General features: G+C 61.7%; 14 protein-coding genes and 1 other annotated feature. Of the genes, 7 read left to right on the top strand and 7 right to left on the bottom strand.

What is annotated here, in order from left to right; all coding sequences use genetic code 11:
* The first annotated feature begins 30 nt into the window (after positions 1 to 30).
* Positions 31 to 273, top strand: a complete 243-nt coding sequence (locus QEO92_RS05275; RefSeq protein WP_227702403.1) for an AbrB/MazE/SpoVT family DNA-binding domain-containing protein — start codon at positions 31 to 33, stop codon at positions 271 to 273.
* Here QEO92_RS05275 and parC read toward each other — a convergent pair whose 3' ends face one another.
* Positions 274 to 2,559, bottom strand: a complete 2,286-nt coding sequence (gene parC, locus QEO92_RS05270) for a DNA topoisomerase IV subunit A (RefSeq protein WP_037150648.1) — start codon at positions 2,557 to 2,559, stop codon at positions 274 to 276. It lies immediately after the preceding gene.
* Positions 2,560 to 2,791: 232 nt separating this feature from the next.
* Here parC and QEO92_RS05265 point away from each other — a divergent pair, with 232 nt between their 5' ends.
* Positions 2,792 to 3,982 (top strand): hypothetical protein, encoded by a 1,191-nt coding sequence (locus tag QEO92_RS05265; RefSeq protein ID WP_037150646.1) that lies wholly within the window; start codon positions 2,792 to 2,794, stop codon positions 3,980 to 3,982.
* Positions 3,983 to 4,042: 60 nt separating this feature from the next.
* Here QEO92_RS05265 and QEO92_RS05260 read toward each other — a convergent pair whose 3' ends face one another.
* Both QEO92_RS05260 and QEO92_RS05255 read right to left on the bottom strand, forming a co-directional pair.
* Complete coding sequence (locus QEO92_RS05260) at positions 4,043 to 5,530, bottom strand: SulP family inorganic anion transporter (RefSeq protein ID WP_227702402.1); 1,488 nt, start codon at positions 5,528 to 5,530, stop codon at positions 4,043 to 4,045.
* A gap of 72 nt (positions 5,531 to 5,602) precedes the next feature.
* Positions 5,603 to 5,660 (bottom strand) — a sequence feature (sul1 is cis-regulatory element that is thought to sense ions involved in sulfur or methionine metabolism; They are found in Alphaproteobacteria).
* Between the two features lie 93 nt (positions 5,661 to 5,753).
* On the bottom strand, positions 5,754 to 6,077 hold the full coding sequence (locus QEO92_RS05255; RefSeq protein ID WP_037150643.1) for a DUF1236 domain-containing protein: 324 nt from the start codon (positions 6,075 to 6,077) through the stop codon (positions 5,754 to 5,756).
* 192 nt (positions 6,078 to 6,269) lie between these two features.
* Here QEO92_RS05255 and QEO92_RS05250 point away from each other — a divergent pair, with 192 nt between their 5' ends.
* Genes QEO92_RS05250 through QEO92_RS05240 form a run of 3 tightly spaced genes read left to right on the top strand, consistent with a single transcriptional unit; the run spans position 6,270 to position 9,886 of the window.
* The gene (locus QEO92_RS05250) at positions 6,270 to 7,682 is read left to right on the top strand and encodes a cytochrome P450 (RefSeq protein ID WP_037150641.1); all 1,413 of its coding nucleotides are present in this window, start codon (positions 6,270 to 6,272) and stop codon (positions 7,680 to 7,682) included.
* A gap of 6 nt (positions 7,683 to 7,688) precedes the next feature.
* On the top strand, positions 7,689 to 8,696 hold the full coding sequence (locus tag QEO92_RS05245) for a lysophospholipid acyltransferase family protein (protein WP_227702401.1): 1,008 nt from the start codon (positions 7,689 to 7,691) through the stop codon (positions 8,694 to 8,696).
* 38 nt (positions 8,697 to 8,734) lie between these two features.
* A complete protein-coding gene (locus tag QEO92_RS05240; RefSeq protein ID WP_227702400.1) occupies positions 8,735 to 9,886 on the top strand; it encodes a serine hydrolase domain-containing protein in 1,152 nt (383 codons plus the stop codon).
* A gap of 18 nt (positions 9,887 to 9,904) precedes the next feature.
* Here QEO92_RS05240 and QEO92_RS05235 read toward each other — a convergent pair whose 3' ends face one another.
* The 3 genes from QEO92_RS05235 to QEO92_RS05225 all read right to left on the bottom strand — a co-directional run bounded on the left by QEO92_RS05235 (position 9,905) and on the right by QEO92_RS05225 (position 12,989).
* A complete protein-coding gene (locus QEO92_RS05235) occupies positions 9,905 to 10,486 on the bottom strand; it encodes a hypothetical protein (RefSeq protein ID WP_037150635.1) in 582 nt (193 codons plus the stop codon).
* 12 nt (positions 10,487 to 10,498) lie between these two features.
* Positions 10,499 to 12,289, bottom strand: a complete 1,791-nt coding sequence (aspS, locus tag QEO92_RS05230; RefSeq protein WP_227702399.1) for an aspartate--tRNA ligase — start codon at positions 12,287 to 12,289, stop codon at positions 10,499 to 10,501.
* A gap of 169 nt (positions 12,290 to 12,458) precedes the next feature.
* Positions 12,459 to 12,989, bottom strand: a complete 531-nt coding sequence (locus QEO92_RS05225; protein WP_037150632.1) for an isoprenylcysteine carboxyl methyltransferase family protein — start codon at positions 12,987 to 12,989, stop codon at positions 12,459 to 12,461.
* 171 nt (positions 12,990 to 13,160) lie between these two features.
* Between QEO92_RS05225 and QEO92_RS05220 the strand changes: the two genes are divergently transcribed.
* Both QEO92_RS05220 and rnd read left to right on the top strand, forming a co-directional pair.
* Positions 13,161 to 14,399 (top strand): MFS transporter, encoded by a 1,239-nt coding sequence (locus QEO92_RS05220; RefSeq protein WP_227702398.1) that lies wholly within the window; start codon positions 13,161 to 13,163, stop codon positions 14,397 to 14,399.
* Between the two features lie 77 nt (positions 14,400 to 14,476).
* Positions 14,477 to 15,622 (top strand): ribonuclease D, encoded by a 1,146-nt coding sequence (rnd, locus tag QEO92_RS05215; RefSeq protein ID WP_227702397.1) that lies wholly within the window; start codon positions 14,477 to 14,479, stop codon positions 15,620 to 15,622.
* Between the two features lie 270 nt (positions 15,623 to 15,892).
* Here rnd and QEO92_RS05210 read toward each other — a convergent pair whose 3' ends face one another.
* Positions 15,893 to 16,855 carry a phytanoyl-CoA dioxygenase family protein gene (locus QEO92_RS05210; RefSeq protein WP_227702396.1) on the bottom strand — a complete coding sequence of 321 codons (963 nt, stop codon included), beginning with the start codon at positions 16,853 to 16,855 and terminating at the stop codon, positions 15,893 to 15,895.
* Positions 16,856 to 17,105: the final 250 nt, after the last annotated feature.

The following is a 17,105-nucleotide window of genomic DNA, read 5'->3' as shown; positions in this document are numbered from 1 at the left end:
AGCATCACAGCTCAACCGTGAGGAGCAGCAATGAGCACGAAGGCCACCATCCAGAAAATCGGCGAAGACTATGGCATCGTCCTGCCGCAGGACGTCCTCGATCGTCTCGGCTGGAAAGAAGGCCATGTACTCGAAATCCATGCGGACGATACAGGCATGGAGCTGTTCGATCCCAAAAACGTGTCGGATGAAGACTTCCAGCGTCAACTCCTCGCCGCCAAGATGGCGATGAGGAAATATCACGTCGCCCTCAGCCACTTGGCGAAGACCTGATCACCCCGCAAATTTCCCGCTTCTCGGAAAGCCCTTCGGCACGACGCGTCCGGCGGAGGCGCGGTCGCCTATCCATTCCAGAAGCTCGTCCTTGTTGCGCGTGAAGACACGGCCGGCGCTGTCTTCCCAGGAAAGCCCGTCGGCCATCGCGAAACACTTGACGTCGGAAATGCCGCCGTCCTTGTAGCGCTGCAGGCGCACGCCCTTGCCGCGACTCATCTCGGGAAGCTGGACGAGCGGGAAGACGAGCATCTTGCGGTTCTCGCCGACCACAGCGACGTGATCGCCCGAAACCGGCACGACGAGCTTCGCCTCGTCCGGCATGCCGACGTTCATGATCTGCTTGCCCTTGCGGGTGTTGGCGATCATTTCGCTTTCCGCCACCACGAAGCCGTTGCCCGCAGTCGAGGCGAGGATCAACTTGCGCGACGGGTCATGCACGAAAGCGGTCAGGATGTCCTGATCGTTCTCCATGTCGACCATGATGCGGACCGGTTCGCCGTGGCCGCGGCCGCCCGGCAGCCTGTCGGCGCCGAGTGTGTAGGCCTTGCCTCCCGTCGTCACCAGCAGCAGCTTGTCGGTCGTCTGCGCCGGGAAGGCGAGCTTCGGCCCGTCGCCTTCCTTGAAGGTGAGGTTCGACGTATCGGACATGTGCCCCTTGAGCGCGCGGATCCAGCCCTTCTGCGAGACGACGACGGTGATCGGTTCCTTCTCGATCATCGCCTGGTTGATCGCTTCGATATCCGCCTCCGGCGCGTCGGCAAAACTCGTCAGGCGCGCATAGGGCTTGCCGCGGCCCTTGGCGAAACTCTTGCGGACCTCCTGGATCTGGTGCTCGACGACCCGCCACTGCTTGTCGTCGGACGCCAGCAGCGCCTCGATATCCGCCTTTTCCTTGGTGAGCTCGTCGAACTCGGTGCGGATCTCGAACTCTTCGAGCTTGCGCAGGTTGCGCAGCCGCATGTTGAGGATGGCTTCCGCCTGCGTATCCGTGAGCGACCAGCGCGCAATCATCACCGGCTTCGGCTCGTCCTCCTCGCGGATGATGCGGATCACCTCATCGAGATTGAGATAGGCTATGAGAAGGCCGCCGAGAATGTCGAGCCGCCGGTCGATCGCCGCCAGCCGGAAACGCGAGCGGCGGATGAGCACTTCCTTGCGGTGTCCCAGCCACTCGCTCAGAATCTCGTTGAGCGCCATCACCTTCGGCACGCGGCCCATGGAGAGGACATTCATGTTGAGCGGGAAGCGGTTTTCCAGCTCCGTCAGCTTGAACATCGATTCCATCAGCAGCGTGGCGTCCACCGTTCGGCTCTTCGGCACCAAAACGATGCGAACGTCTTCCGCCGATTCGTCGCGCACATCCTCCAGCAGCGGCAGCTTGCGGGCGAGCAGCAGCTCGGCGATCTTCTCGATCAACCGCGATTTCTGCACCTGAAAGGGGATTTCGGTGACGACGATCTGATAGCCGCCACGGCCGAGATCCTCGATCTGCCAGCGGGCGCGCACGCGAAAGCCGCCGCGGCCGGTCTTGTAGGCCTCGATCATAGAGGCCCGGCTATCGATGATGATGCCGCCGGTCGGCAGGTCGGGCCCCTCGATGCCGCCCCTGGCGGGATCGGCCGGGTCGGCCATCAGGTCCTCGACGGTCGCGTCCGGATGCTTGATCAGATGCAGAGCCGCATCGCACAGCTCATGCACGTTATGCGGCGGGATCGAGGTCGCCATGCCGACGGCGATACCCGAGGTGCCGTTGGCAAGAAGATTGGGAAAGCTGCCCGGAAGGACGACCGGCTCGCTGTCCTCTTCGTTGTAGGTCGGACGGAAATCGACCGCATCCTGCTCGATCCCCTCCAGCAGGAGACCGGCGACCTCGGTCATACGGGCTTCGGTATAACGGTAGGCGGCGGCGCCGTCTCCGTCGATATTGCCGAAATTCCCCTGCCCGTCGACGACCGGATAACGCTGCGAGAAATCCTGGGCAAGGCGAACAAGCGCGTCGTAGACGGATTGATCACCATGCGGATGGAACTTACCAATGACATCGCCGACGATGCGGGCGCATTTCTTGAAGGCCGAATTCGGGCGGATGCCCATCTCGCTCATAGCGTGGATGATGCGGCGATGGACCGGCTTCAGCCCGTCACGCACATCCGGCAGAGCACGATGCATGATGGTCGACAACGCATAGGCGAGATAACGCTCCTCGAGCGCAGCCTTCAGGTCCACCGGAAGAATATTGTCTCCGCCGTCGCCGCCGGAAGGAGGTGTCAGATTTTGTCCCATGGGCCTTGACTACCGGAAAGCCTGATTCCCGGCAAGAATCATGTACGAAGCGTCTGTGGAGAACGGGCCACAGCGATGAATTTCGCCATCCTTTCGTTCCCAGGGCAAAGCCGCAATTTCGCCGCGAGAAATACCGAACAATCCGATGGACGTTTCAACATCCTCGCCTATAACTGCCGCACCAACTCAAATGATCGCGGGCCAAACCTTTGCCCGCCAGGAGGAAAAATCGATGCAATACTCCACCAGGGCCCGGCTGCTTCTCGCCGGCGTCGTGCTTTCCACACTGGCCGGGCCGGCCTTCGCGCTGGACGGCAACGACCTCGTCGCCAAGATCAGCAATGCGATTTCGGTCCAGAGCAGCGGCAGCCTCTCTGCAGAATCGGTCGCGGTCAACGGTTCGGATGTGACACTTACCAATGCCAGGTTCACCGCCACCTCCGGTCAGCCGAGCTTTCCGCTTGGCACGATCCGCCTCGAAGGCGTGGAGGAAAACAACGGCGGCTACACGATCGAAACCGCTTCCTTCGACAATGTGGACATCACGCAGGACAAGACGACTTTCACCGCTTCGGACATCTCGATGAGCGGCCTTGTCGTCCCATCCGATCCTACCGCCAACAGCCTGGACGCGGTCCTTCTCTATGACGAGGCGCATATCGGCAAGATGGCTGCAACGATCGACGGCAAGCCTGCCTTCTCTGTCGATGAAACGAACCTAACGACGGAAGTGGCAGACGACAATTCCTCCATCGGCTTCGATCTCCAGGCCAACGGCATCAAGAGCGACCTGAGCCTCATCGAGGACGCCAAGGCCAGGGAAGCCCTTCAGCAGCTCGGCATTGCCTCCCTCGACGGCAAGGTGACGATGCAGGGAAGCTGGGCGCCGGAAGACGGTGCACTGGACGTCGACGAATATGCGCTCGACTTCGCCGATATCGGCCGCCTCAATCTCACGTTCAGCATCTCCGGCTACACGCTGGACTTCATCAAATCGGCAAACGAGACCGCCAAGGCGATGGAAGCGAACCCCAACAAGGAAGAGGCGCAGCAAGCCGCGAGCCTCGCCATGCTCGGCCTGATGCAACGCCTCACCTTCAACAGTGCGGAAATCCGCTTCGAGGATGCCGGCATCACCAAGCGCGCACTCGACTATGCGGGCAAGAGCCAAGGCACCACCGGCGAGCAGATGGCCCAGATGTTGAAGGGCATGGCGCCGATGATGCTCGCGCAGTACAACCTGCCGGAACTGCAGAACATGGTGAGCGCGGCGGTCAACACCTATCTCGACAATCCCGGCAGCTTCACTATCAGCGCCGAGCCCGAAAACGGCGTTCCATTCCCGATGGTCATGGGCGCTGCCATGGGCGCCCCCGACACGCTACCGAAGGTACTCGGCATCGAGGTCACGGCGAACGACTGAAACGGCAAGCTTCAATTTTTGGCGCCCCGGAGAGCAGAGCTTTCCGGGGCTCTTTCTCCATCAATGAGATGCCGGAGTTGCAAACGAGGCATGCTCCTTGTCGTGAAGCGCAAAGCGATCGATCATGCTGGCGCTTGCTTCATTCACACCGTGAACGCTCACATCGATTCCACGCCGGCGGAATTTCAGCACGACGTCGTCAAGCGCGCCGACTGCGGAAATATCCCATAGATGGGCCTCGCTCACGTCGATCAGCACTCTTTTTATTGGCTCGTCAAAGTCGAAAGCCTTGATCAGGCTTTCCGTGGAGGCGAAAAATACCTGACCGTCAACTCTATACGTCCGGCTCGTGCCATCGGCGTTGAGTTCCGAGCGGACGTGGAAAAGACGGGCGACCTTGCCGGCGAAGAAAATGCCGGACAGCAACACGCCGACCAGAACCCCCTTGGCCAGATCGTGGGTCGCGACAACCGTCACCACGGTTGCCAGCATGACGACCGACGACGGCAGCGGATTGTGCCTGAGGTCACCGATCGAGCGCCAGGAAAACGTGCCGATCGAAACCATGATCATCACGGCAACCAGAGCGGCCATCGGGATGATGCGGACGAGATCGTCGAGCACAACGATGAGGAAGAGCAAGAAAGCCCCGGCCACGAAGGTCGACAGCCTGCCGCGTCCACCCGAGGAAACATTGATGACCGACTGACCGATCATCGCGCAGCCGCCCATGCCGCCGATGAGACCGGAGGCGATATTGCTGACACCCTGGCCGATACATTCCTGGCTCTTGTTGCTGGTCGTGTCGGTCATGTCGTCGACAATCCTTGCCGTCAGCAGGGATTCCAATAGACCGACCGCAGCAAGAGCAAGCGAATAGGGAAAGATGATCTGAAGCGTCTCCCACGTCAGGGGCACGCTCGGCAGGGCGAAGACCGGCAGCGCGGATGGCAGTTCTCCAAGGTCGCCCACTGTGCGGATATCCATGCCGAGGAAGACCGATGCTCCGGTGAGGACAGCAATCGCGACCAGAGGCGAAGGGATGGCTTTCGTGATCCTCGGGAAAAGATAAATGATGGCAAGCCCCGCCGCGATCATGACATAGGTCTCGACCGGAACGCCGATCAGTTCGGGAAGTTGTGCCATAAAGATCAGTATCGCGAGCGCATTGACAAAACCGGTCATGACCGACTTCGAGACAAAGCGCATGACCCGGCCAAGCTTTGCAAGCCCCGCCAGAATCTGCAGCGCGCCCATCAGCAATGTCGCGGCGAAAAGATATTGAAGGCCGTGATCGCGGACCAGCGTCACCATCAGCACGGCAGTCGCAGCCGTCGCGGCCGAAATCATCCCCGGTCGCCCTCCCGTAAACGCCGAGACACAGGCAATGGCGAAAGAGGCGAAGAGACCGACCTTGGGATCGACCCCTGCTATGACCGAAAATCCGATTGCCTCCGGAATCAGGGCAAGCGCCACCACGATGCCCGAAAGAATATCGCCACGAATGTTGGAAAACCATTCACGGCGGTACGCAGAAAGTTTGTTCATCAGGAAACTTCGCAAAAAGAACTGCATCCGCCAGGAAAGAGATATCCGGGTGTCGGAACGGCTGATGCTTTGCGTTGTCCGGCGGATCGGCGGCCGGAAGAGCCACCCGGGAGTTTCACCCGAGTCCTTGTGATGCGACACAATAGCCTGCGAAATGCTGCGCCGCAACACCAACAGCGAAAACCCGGCTGTCCTTGCCGGGCTTCCTGGTTCTCCTGGTGCGTTATTCCAGAACCTGGATTACCGTACGCGTTTGCGGATTGACGACGACGCGCTGTTCGTTGACGACCGTGTAGGCGTAGTCCGGATGATCCTGGATGGTATGGATTTCCACGGTGTCCGGCAGCGCAGTGCCAACCGCGAGCGTGCCGTCATAGGTGACCGACGGAACGGTCTGTTCCATCACATAGGTCCGGACCTCGCCGGGCAGTTCCATCGTCGTCGAGCCGGTAACCGCCGGATCCTTCGTGATGATTGTCGTTTGTGCATAGGCTGCGCCCGAAAGAGCGATCAACGCTGCGGAAACAGCCGCGAGAGTCTTGTGCATGTTCTTCTCTCCCTGTGCTTGAGCCGACCTAACAATGCAAACGAGCGATCGTTCCCGCGCTCCCCGCTTGCGCTGAATGCGGCAAACGACACCTTGACGCCGTAGGCAGGCGCAGGTGAAAACCGCGGTGCGGCGCAATGGGCAGGCTCGATGTTCGGGGAGCGCCGCTATCTATGAAAGGTTTCTATTCCCATGCTGGCATGGCTTGCCGCGGAAACGCAGACGATCGAGAAGCTGGAGACCGCCCGCAAGCGTTTCGAGCCGGCCCACCCCTCCTATTACAGCGGCCGGCCCGGCAACCAGTTGCAGCGGCTGATGACTGCACGCCAGGATTTCCTGTCGATCTGGCGACAGAGCGACCACCGGGAAACGGTCCGGGACATCAAGCTCTTCGGGCGGCAGATCGTTGCCGTGAACTCCCCCGAGGCGATCAAATACGTGGTCGCGACCCGGCACGAGAATTTCGAACGCAAGACGCCACAGATGCGCCGGGCGCTGGAATATCTGCTCGGCGACGGGTTGTTCATTTCGGACGGCGAAACCTGGAAACAGAGGCGCCCGCTTGTCGCGGACATCGTCCACAAGCACCGCGTGCCCGCCTTCGGCGATATCATGAAGAACACGTCGCTCGAACTGGCCGAACGCTGGACGGGACTCGGGGACGGCGCGTCCGTCAATGCGCTCTACGAGATGGCGGGATTGACGGCGGAAATCATCTCCCGCAGCGTCTTCGGCAATGATCTCGGCGAGGAACGCGCCGGCATGGTCACCGACGGATTCACCAGCTATCAGGCGCTGATCGACTCCATCAATATCGGCTATTTCCTCGGCTTCGACGAAGGCCTGCCGCTCCTTCGAACCCCTTCGCTCCGCCGTTCCGTCAAGCGCATCCATGGCATTATCGACCGGGTGATCGAGGATCACCTGGCCGGCAAGGGCGACGACAATTCGATGGTGGAGCTCTTGATCCGCAGGCAGAAGCGCAATCCGGAACTCAATCTCGACGTGGTCGCGCTCCGCAACGAGGCGGCGACCATCTTCATGGCAGGCCACGAGACCACCGCCGCGACGCTCACCTGGGCCTGGTATCTGCTCTCCAGGGCGCCGTGGGTCGAGGAGGCGGTGCATGCGGAGATCGAAGAGATCTGCGGCAGCAACGTGCCGACCGTCGCGGATGTACCCAACCTGAAATGGTGCACGGCGGTGATCGAGGAAACGCTTCGGCTCTATCCGCCCGTCCCGATCCTCGCCCGACAGGCGAAGCAGGCCGACCTGATCGGCGACCTCGACGTCAGGCCTGCTTCCCTCATCCTGATCGTGCCGTGGGTCCTGCACCGGACACCTTCGCTTTTCGCCGATCCGCATCTCTTCAAGCCGGAGCGCTTCCTGGAAAAGCGGCCGACGCCCTACAGCTATATTCCCTTCGCAAGCGGCCCGCGCATATGCCCGGGCCTGCAATTCGGTCTCACGGAAGCGATCCTCTGCCTTGCCGTGCTCGCCCAAAGGTTTCGCCTGCGCGTGCCGGAGGACCACAGGGTCGAGCCCGTCAGCCGGCTGACGCTGAGGCCCCGCGGCGGCCTGCCCGTCACCCTCCATCGGCGGTGAGGGTCGATGACCGAGACTGGAGATATGCCGCCCACCGCAAGCCCGACCAAGCGCAAGGCCTGGCTCTACAGGGAAACCGATGCGCCGACGCTTGGCGATTTCTTCGCCGGCGGCGAGCCCCGGCAGCGCTTCCTCGATTTCTGGCGCCCCGACGCCCTGAGCAACGCCGGCGAAATCCTGATGTTCTTTGCCTTCAAGCTATTGCCGGCAAAGGCGGTTTCCGAAATCGGCGGCGCGCTTGGCCGCTTTGCCGTGCCGCGCTGGCATAAAAAGGCTCTCTCCCGTGTGAGGAACAATCTCAGGGTCATCCGGCCGAATGCATCGGAGGCGGAGATCGACCGATGGGCGGAAGAGTTTGCCGATTCGCAGGGGCGGCAGCGGGCGGAATATTCCGTCCTGCAAAGGCTGGCTGCCGGCCGCAACATCCGCTTCGTCGGCACGAAAGACCTCGTTGCCCAGTGCTCCGGCCGCCCGGTGATCTTCATCGGCTTCCATACCGGGAACCTCGAAATTCTCTGGCAATGCCTGATCAACATGGGGCTTACCGTCACCACCAATTACGATCCGCCGAAGCGCCGCTCGCACCAGTGGATCACCGACCGCATCCGGCGGCGCGGCGGGCTTGGCCTCTTGCCGCCCGGCAGGAGCTATGTCCGGCCTGCCTTGAGAATTCTCCAGTCCGGCGGCAACCTACTCATCTATTGCGACGAGGGATTCGGCGGGATCATGCGCGCCCCCTTCTTCGGACGAAGGCCGCATCTGCAAGGCAATTACGCACTGGTCTCGCGGATGGCGCGAAAGACCGGCGCACTCATCCAGCCCGTCTATCTGACCCGCGACGGCGGGACGCGCTTCACCTTCCATGCTTTGCCGCCGGTCGATTTGCCGCCGGAGGACTCGCCGGGAAGCCGGCTGATCGAAGATGTAGTATTGCTCAATTCCGTGGTCGAGCCGATCATCGCCGCCCATCCGGGCCAATGGTTCTTCCTCGACAACCGGATCGTGCCGCTCTGAATGCATATCGGGGCCGGTCAAGACAGGAGATTTGGCTTATGACTCCCTTCGATGAAAGCAAGCAGAAGACCTACCTCGCCGTCGATAACGCGATCGACACCGCCCTTGCATCGCAACGGCTGGTCGGCACGGTGGTGCTGATCGCCAGGGACGGCGAGACCGTCTATCGCCGCGCCGCCGGCCTTGCGGACCGCGAGGCCAACCTCGCCATGAAAGAGGATACGATCTTCCGTCTTGCCTCCGTCACCAAGCCGATCGTGACGATTGCCGCGATGCGGCTCGTCGAGCAGGGGCGGATCGGGCTGGACGTTCCCGTCACGAAATGGCTGCCGGATTTCAGGCCGCGCCTTGCGGACGGAAGCGAGCCGGCGATCCTGGTCCGGCATCTGCTGACACATACTTCCGGTCTCAGCTATGCTTTCGCCGCGGAGAACGGCCCCTATGCCCGCGCCGGCGTTTCTGACGGTGTCGACCAGCCGGGCCTGTCGCTCGACGAAAACCTTCGCCGCATCGCCTCCGTGCCGCTGCTCTTTGAACCCGGCGCCGGCTGGCAATATTCCGTCTCCATGGACGTGCTCGGCGCCGTCATCGAAAAGGAGACCGGCAAGCGTCTGGGCGATGCGGTGGCGGAACTCGTCATGCAGCCGCTCGGCCTTTCCGACACGGCTTTCACGGTGGTCGACCGCAGCCGGCTGGCCGCCCCTTACGTGGACGCATCGCCCGAGCCGAAGCGGATGGGCGAAACGGAAAAGGTCTGGGCACTCGACGGCTCCGTAACCTTCGCGCCCGACCGCATCTTCGATCCCCTCTCCTTCCATTCCGGCGGCGGCGGCATGGCGGGAACCGCAGGCGACGTGCTGGCCGTGCTCGAGACAGTCCGCAAGGGCGGCGCGCCGCTGCTTTCGGAGAAGACGGTCAAGGAAATGATGACGAACCAGGTCGGGAACCTCCTGGAGCCGACGCGACCGGGCTTCGGGTTCGGCTTCGGATGGGCAATCATCCTCGACCCGTCGGCAGCGACTCTGCCCGTTTCGCCCGGCACGCTGCAATGGGGCGGCGTTTACGGCCACCACTGGTTCATGGATCCGGCGAAGAAGCTCACCGCGGTGGCGCTCACCAACACCATGCTCGAAGGCATGTGGGGCCAGTTCACGCTGGATTTGAAAAAGGCTGTTGCCGCTTCGCTCTAGGCAGGCTCCCTGCCGCCTTCACGCGCGAGACGTCAGCCTGTCGAAAAGGCCCGCGACGGCGTCGGGATCGGCGGCATCGATTGCCTCCAATCCATGTTCCTTTGCCGACGCGCGCATTTCGGAATTGTCGCGCAAGGATCGTTCTATGAATTTGTCGATGAGACCACGGCTGACGTCGTCGGCCTCACCATATTTTGCTTCGGATCGCATCCTTGCCTGCAGGAAATCCGCATCCGCATAAAGACACACCCCCGCAATTTTCTCGGAAACCAGCGGCGCAATATATTCCGGGCGAAGCGCCGAACCCTCGAACACGAAACGTCTCTCGGCCCCGCTCTCTTCCTTGATGATCTGCTCAAGCCGAGGCCACATATTCTCGTGGTGTACCTTCAGAAACCAGCAGATCGTCTCAGGCGAAAGGCGAGAATAATATTCGGCAACGGGCTTGCGGACCTGAGGCCAAGGGCGGCCTGGATGTCGCCCAAGGCTGTCGGTAGAGATCATCCGCCAGCCAAGCGCGTCCGCCAGACGCCTGGCGAGCGTCGTCTTGCCGACGTTTGAACTTCCCGCAATCAGAATGCCCGAGAGGCGCTCCTCCATTGGAGCCGCCGCTCAGTCCTTTTTCTGCGGCGGAATGACCCGGATCGAGAGCTCGCGGAGCTGGGTCGGCGTTGCTTCCGACGGCGCGCCCATCAGGAGGTCCTGCGCCTGCTGGTTCATCGGGAAGAGCGTGATCTCGCGCAGGTTCTTCGCGCCCGTCAGAAGCATGACGATGCGGTCGATCCCGAAGGCGGCGCCGCCATGCGGCGGGGCGCCGTACTGGAAGGCGCGGTAAAGGCCGCCGAAGCGCTCCTCGACATCCGCCTGCGACAGGCCGACCAGTTCGAAGGCCTTGACCATGGTTTCCGGCGACTGGTTGCGGATCGAGCCCGAGGCGATCTCGAAGCCGTTGCAGACGGCGTCGTACTGGAAGGCCTTGATCGCCAGCGGCTCCTTGTTTTCCAGCGCTTCAAGCCCGCCCTGCGGCATGGAGAACGGGTTGTGCGCGAAGTCGATCTTCTTCTCGTCCTCGTTCCATTCGTAGAACGGGAAATCGACGATCCAGCAGAGCTCGAAACGGTCCTTGTCAGTGAGGTTCAGTTCCTCGCCGACGCGGCTGCGCGCCTCGCCCGCGAACTTGTAGAACTTTTGCGGATCTCCGGCGACGAAGAAGCAGGCGTCGCCCCCTTCCAGTCCGAGTTGGTTGCGGATCGCCTCGGTGCGCTCCTCGCCAATATTCTTGGCGAGCGGGCCGGCGCCTTCGAGGACTGCGCCTTCCTGCCGCCAGAAGATATAGCCGAGGCCCGGCTGACCCTGCTGCTGCGCCCAGGCGTTCATCCGGTCGCAGAAGGCGCGCGAACCACCGGTCCTGGCCGGGATAGCCCAGATTTCGACATTAGGATTGGAGGCGATCATGTTGGCGAAGACCTTGAAGCCGGAGCCGGCGAAATGCTCGGTCACCGCTTCCATGACGATCGGGTTCCTGAGATCCGGCTTGTCGGAACCGTATTTGCGGATCGCGACGTCATAGGGGATGCGCGGCCATTCCTTGGTCACCGGCTTGCCGTCGGCGAATTCCTCGAAGATCGAGGTCATCAGCGGACCCATCGTGTTCCAGACGTCTTCCTGAGTCACGAAGCTCATTTCGAGGTCGAGCTGGTAGAACTCGCCCGGCAGACGGTCGGCGCGCGGGTCCTCGTCGCGGAAGCAGGGGGCGATCTGGAAATAGCGGTCGAAGCCTGCCACCATCAGAAGCTGCTTGTACTGCTGCGGCGCCTGCGGCAGCGCGAAGAACTTGCCCTGGTGGATACGGCTCGGCACCAGGAAGTCGCGCGCGCCTTCCGGCGAGGATGCGGTCAGGATCGGCGTCGTATATTCGGTGAAGCCGACATTGGTCATCTCGCGGCGCATGGCCGAGATGACCTGCGTGCGCTTGACGATGTTCTTATGCAGCGTCTCGCGGCGCAGGTCGAGGAAGCGGTAGCGCAGGCGCACGTCTTCCGGATAATCCGGCTCACCGAAGACCGGCAGCGGCAGTTCCTTCGCCGCGGAGAGCACTTCGATTTCCTGCGCGTAGAGTTCGATCTCGCCGGTCGCCATGTTCGGGTTCACCGTGTCCTCGGAGCGGGCCTTGACAAGGCCGTCGACGCGGATCACCCATTCGCCACGCACGGTCTCGGCCATCTGGAAGGCCGGCGAATCCGGGTCGGCGACGATCTGCGTCGTGCCGTAATGGTCGCGCAGATCGATGAAGAGAACGCCGCCATGGTCTCGCACGCGATGCACCCAGCCGGACAGGCGGATGGTGGAACCGACATCGGACTTCCGAAGGGCGGCACAGGTGTGGCTGCGGTAACGATGCATTTCAAGAATCCTGGACTGATGCGTATGACGGCTTGTCGGCGTGCGCAGCACTGCCGGCCGGTCTCATGGAAAATCGGCGCGAAAAGCGCATGATGGGCCTGCTTTGTCAAGGCAGAACCGGTTTGCGGGCAAAAACGCTTCGAACCCGAGGCCGGATATAGGACTGCCATCAAGCCGCGCCAGTGCCCCGGAACAGGTCCCGCATCGCCTTTTCCTCCTGCACGATGCGGATGGCGAGGATGACGAGATAGACCGGAAGCCCGATCGCCAGCGTGAGATAGGCGTGGAAGATCAAGGCATAACCAATGAGTTCCGGCAGGATGTTCAGAAAATAGTTCGGATGCCGGATCACGCGGAACAGCATATGCCGGCTGATCGGATGGTTCGGCGCGATCATGATCTTCACCGTCCAGATATCACCAAGCAGTCCGACGATCCATACGAGCATCAGCATCGCGGCGACGAAGATGGCGAGGCCCGTCATCGACACGGCGTCGAATTGAGCCTGCCTGATCCACCCCTCACCCAGTCCCGCGAAGTAAAAGACCGTGTGAGCCAGCGCCAGCAGCGCGCTGTTCAATGCGCCATATTCCACCGCCCCCTGCTTTCGAAGCTGCCGCTCATGCCGCTTCGACACGACGACGCTTGCGATTCGGGCTGCAGCGGCAGCGAGGAAAATAACAATGAGAATGGGACTCATGACGACTAAGCCTCCGGTCGTCAGCAATTAACCGAAGCCCCGTCGCGAAACCATAGGCATGGGTCGACTGCGGGTGAATTTTCCAAGACAGATGTAACGTTCTTCGTCTATGAGTTGCTCTGAGCGCATCGATCGGCGCGATTCAAGCCCTGCCTCACGCAACAAAGTTCGATGAACCATATCCGTCCGTTGATCCCCCTTCTCGTCACCGCAGGCATCCTGATCGGCGGCAACGGACTGCAGGGAACGTATATCGCGTTGCGCGGCTCTGCCGAGGGTTTTTCCCCCTCGGTCATCGGCATGATCGGCGCCGGCTACAGCGTCGGCTTCGCGATAGGCTGCATCTACGTGACACGGCTGCTGCGCGCCATCGGCCATATCCGCACCTTCTCCGCCATGGCTGCAATCACGGCATCCGCCTCGCTCGGCATGTCGATGATCGTCGATCCGGCCGTCTGGTTCGCCATGCGCTTCCTGATCGGCATCGCGGTCGCAAGCCTCTTTGCCACCGTCGAGAGCTGGATCAACGCCAAGGTCACCAATGCCAACCGCGCCCGGACGCTCTCGATCTATCGCCTGGTCGACCTGAGCTCCGTGACGATCGCACAATACATCATCCCGGTGGCGGGTATCGAAGGTCCACTCGTCTTCAATATCATTGCGATCGCTTTGACGCTGTCGCTCGTGCCGATCTCGCTCGCTGACAGGTCGAGCCCTGCCCCGCCTGAGAAGATCGCCTTCGATCTCAAGGCCGTCTGGCGCATCTCGCCGCTCGCGGTGGTCGGCGTCATTTCGGTCGGCCTTTCCATGGCCGCCTTCCGCAATATCGGGCCGATCTATGCCGAGGAGATCGGCATGAGCATCACCTCGATCGCCACCTTCATGAGCGCCGGCATCATCGGCGGCGTCGTGCTGCAATATCCGCTCGGCATCTATTCCGACAGGCTCGACCGGCGGCGCGTCATCCTGTGGACGACGATCGGCTCGATCATTACCGGCGCCTATCTCTCCTTCGGGGCCGGAACCAACGAGACGGCCAACATCGTCAGCGTCTTCCTGTTCGGCGCCTTTTCGATGCCGCTCTATTCGCTCTGCTCGGCGCATGGCAACGACTACGCGAAGGAAGGCGAACACGCGCTGGTCTCTGCGGGCCTGCTCTTCTACTGGTCGGTGGGTGCGACGATCGGGCCGCTGCTCGCCTCCATGCTGCTCGAATATTACGGACCGCGGGCCTTCTTCGCCTATACGTCCTTCATCTTTGCGGGCTTCCTGGTGTTTACGATCCGGCGCATGGGCGCGCGGCCGCCCGTGCCGCCGTCCGAGCGCAGCTCGCGTTTCCGCGCTCTGCTCCGGACCTCCGCCTATTTCAACAGGCTCGCCGGTCCTCCCGATAAAGACGAGCGCGAGTAACACTTAAATCCCGTTCTGTATTGACATATGCCGTCGGACGCGAAAGGAAGGTTGATCACCCTCAAATGAACGCAAAAATGATCGAAACGACCGCCGCCCTCGAGGAAGCCTGCCATGCGCTGGCCAAATCGGACTTCATCACCATCGATACCGAATTCCTCCGGGAGACGACCTTCTGGCCGGAGCTCTGCCTCATCCAGATGGCAAGCCCGCGGCTGGAAGTACTGGTCGATCCGCTCGCCAGGGGGCTGGACCTCAAACCCTTCTTCGAGCTGATGGCGAACCCTTCGGTCACCAAGGTCTTTCACGCCGCCCGGCAGGATATCGAGATCGTCTACCATCTCGGCAATCTCGTGCCGCATCCGATCTTCGACACGCAGGTGGCCGCCATGGTCTGCGGTTTCGGGGATTCGGTCTCCTATGACCAGCTCGTGAACCGCATCAAGGGCGTGCATATCGACAAGTCCTCGCGCTTCACGGATTGGAGCCGGCGACCGCTTTCCGACAAACAGCTCGAATATGCGCTGGCTGACGTCACCCATCTGCGCGACGTCTATCTGTCGCTGAAGGAGCAACTCGAGCGCGAAGGCCGGGCGCTGTGGCTCACCGAGGAAATGGCGATCCTCGAATCGCCCGAGACCTACGACCTGCATCCGGATGATGCCTGGCTGAGGCTCAAGGCGCGGCTCAGGAAACCGACCGAGCTTGCCATCCTGAAATTCGTCGCCGCCTGGCGCGAGCGCGAGGCGCGCAGCCGCAACGTCCCGCGCTCCCGCGTGCTGAAGGACGATGCGATCTATGAGATCGCGCAGCAGCAACCGAAGGATGCGGAAGCGATGTCCAGGCTGCGCACGGTTCCGAGAGGCTGGGAGCGCTCGGCCTCGGGTGCTGCGGTCATCGAGCAGGTCAATGCCGCGCTGGCGCTGCCGAAAACCGAGATGCCGCATCCACCGAAGCATGCGCATGTGCCGGAGGGCACGGCCGCGGCCGTCGAACTGCTCAAGGTTCTCCTGAAACTCATCTCCGACAGGCAGGGGGTTGCCGCCAAGGTCATCGCCAATACGGACGACCTGGAGAAGATCGCCGCCGAAGGCGACAAGGCCGAGGTTGCCGCCCTCTCCGGGTGGCGTCGCGACCTCTTCGGCGACACCGCATTGAAGCTGATCGACGGCGACGTAGCGCTCCGCTTCGTCAACAAGAAGGTCGAGGCGGTCGAGCTTTAGGGGCTTACGGCATTTTCGCTTTTCCCCCTGTTTCACCCCCCCTCTGTCCTGCCGGACATCTCCCCCTCAAGGGGGGAGATCACAAGCGGCATGCTCTTTCCCCGCCAAACTACCCCCTTGGCGGACTTCGTCGTTGTTTGTTTGGGGAAGCCGATGCGTCCAGCCGATCTCCCTCCTTGAGGGGGAGATGTCCGGCAGGACAGAGGGGGTAAGAGCGGAGCGTCGTATATTTCGCGCCAGGTCATTCCGGCGCAGCCATCCGACAGCCCCCTATCGAATGACCGGCTCGCCGTGATAGCGGCGTTTCGACGGTTTCGAGACGCCGAATCCGACTTCCATCATCAGGCGCGGGCTCTGCTTCGCGAGCGTGCCCATATGAAAGCCGAACGGGTCCTCGACAAAGCCCGTTCCTGCGCGGCCAGTCAAAGTGACGGCGTTTTCCTCGCCGTAGAACTCCAGCACCTCTTCCGCCGGATGACCGACCAGCAGAGTCAGCTGATGCTTGATGCGCCGGCGCCTGTGGCTGCCCCGGACATATATATGCGGGCCGGCATCGGCATCGACGTCCGACAGGTAGAAAAAGAATTTCAGCATGCGCCAGTCGTCCAGGTCGAAGTGGTATTTGAACGAGGCGCGGCTGAGATCCGCGTCGGTTGCCGCCTTGGTGGGGAAACTCCACCAGATCCGGGTGGTAATCAGTTTCGCCTCGCCGCCGAGATAGTGCCGCGCCACGTCGATGAGAAGCGGGTCCTGTTGCACCGCGACGGCGGCCTCGCATTGCAGGACCCGTTCGAAGTGATGGCCGCTCAGGATCGGGCGACCGAAACGCCGCTCGGCTTCTGCATGCTCGCCGGCCAGAAATTCGAGCTTGCGTTCGAAATTGCCGAAACACGGCGTTTCCCGGCCAAAGCGGGCGATCTCCCGGTGGATGTCGTCCGGCAGGGTAAGACCGGCAAATATCCCCGCGCCTTTCAGCTCCGCCGCAATGGTCCGCGCATCCAAATCGCCGAACATCGAAGGTCCCGGCGTTGCCGCTCGGACCGGCTTCGCCGTCAGCCAATGCGCCCGGCGGAACGGCATCGTCCGCGCCAGAAGAAACATCGGCAACCATGCGGGATTTTCGCGCACGTCGGTCAGATAGGTCGGTATGCGTGCGGTGATGCGGCGAAGCGGTCCGCCGGAACGGGCAATGGTCTCGAGATCTTTCGGCTTGGATTTGGAAGCGTCAAGCATCTGATATCCTTTACGAAATCTTTGCTAGAGCGAATTCATGAATCTTGGCGGCCCCCATTCACGGTAACGCGCACTCGCCGCTATCGCAATGCAGCATAAGAATTTTTGCATAAAACATCCGATGAAAACCGCCGCCTTCGTTAAGAGAAACTTGACGCGGCTGGCCATCTCGATCACACGGGATTGCCGCCGAGCATATGCCCGCACCCGTTTCCGGCTTGATCCGGCCGGTTTCGTATGGTGATCTCGC

This window comes from Neorhizobium petrolearium (assembly GCF_029854435.1).
Lineage (GTDB): Bacteria > Pseudomonadota > Alphaproteobacteria > Rhizobiales > Rhizobiaceae > Neorhizobium > Neorhizobium petrolearium.
Note: the sequence above shows the minus strand (reverse complement) of the source record. Positions and strands in the feature narration are given on the sequence as shown.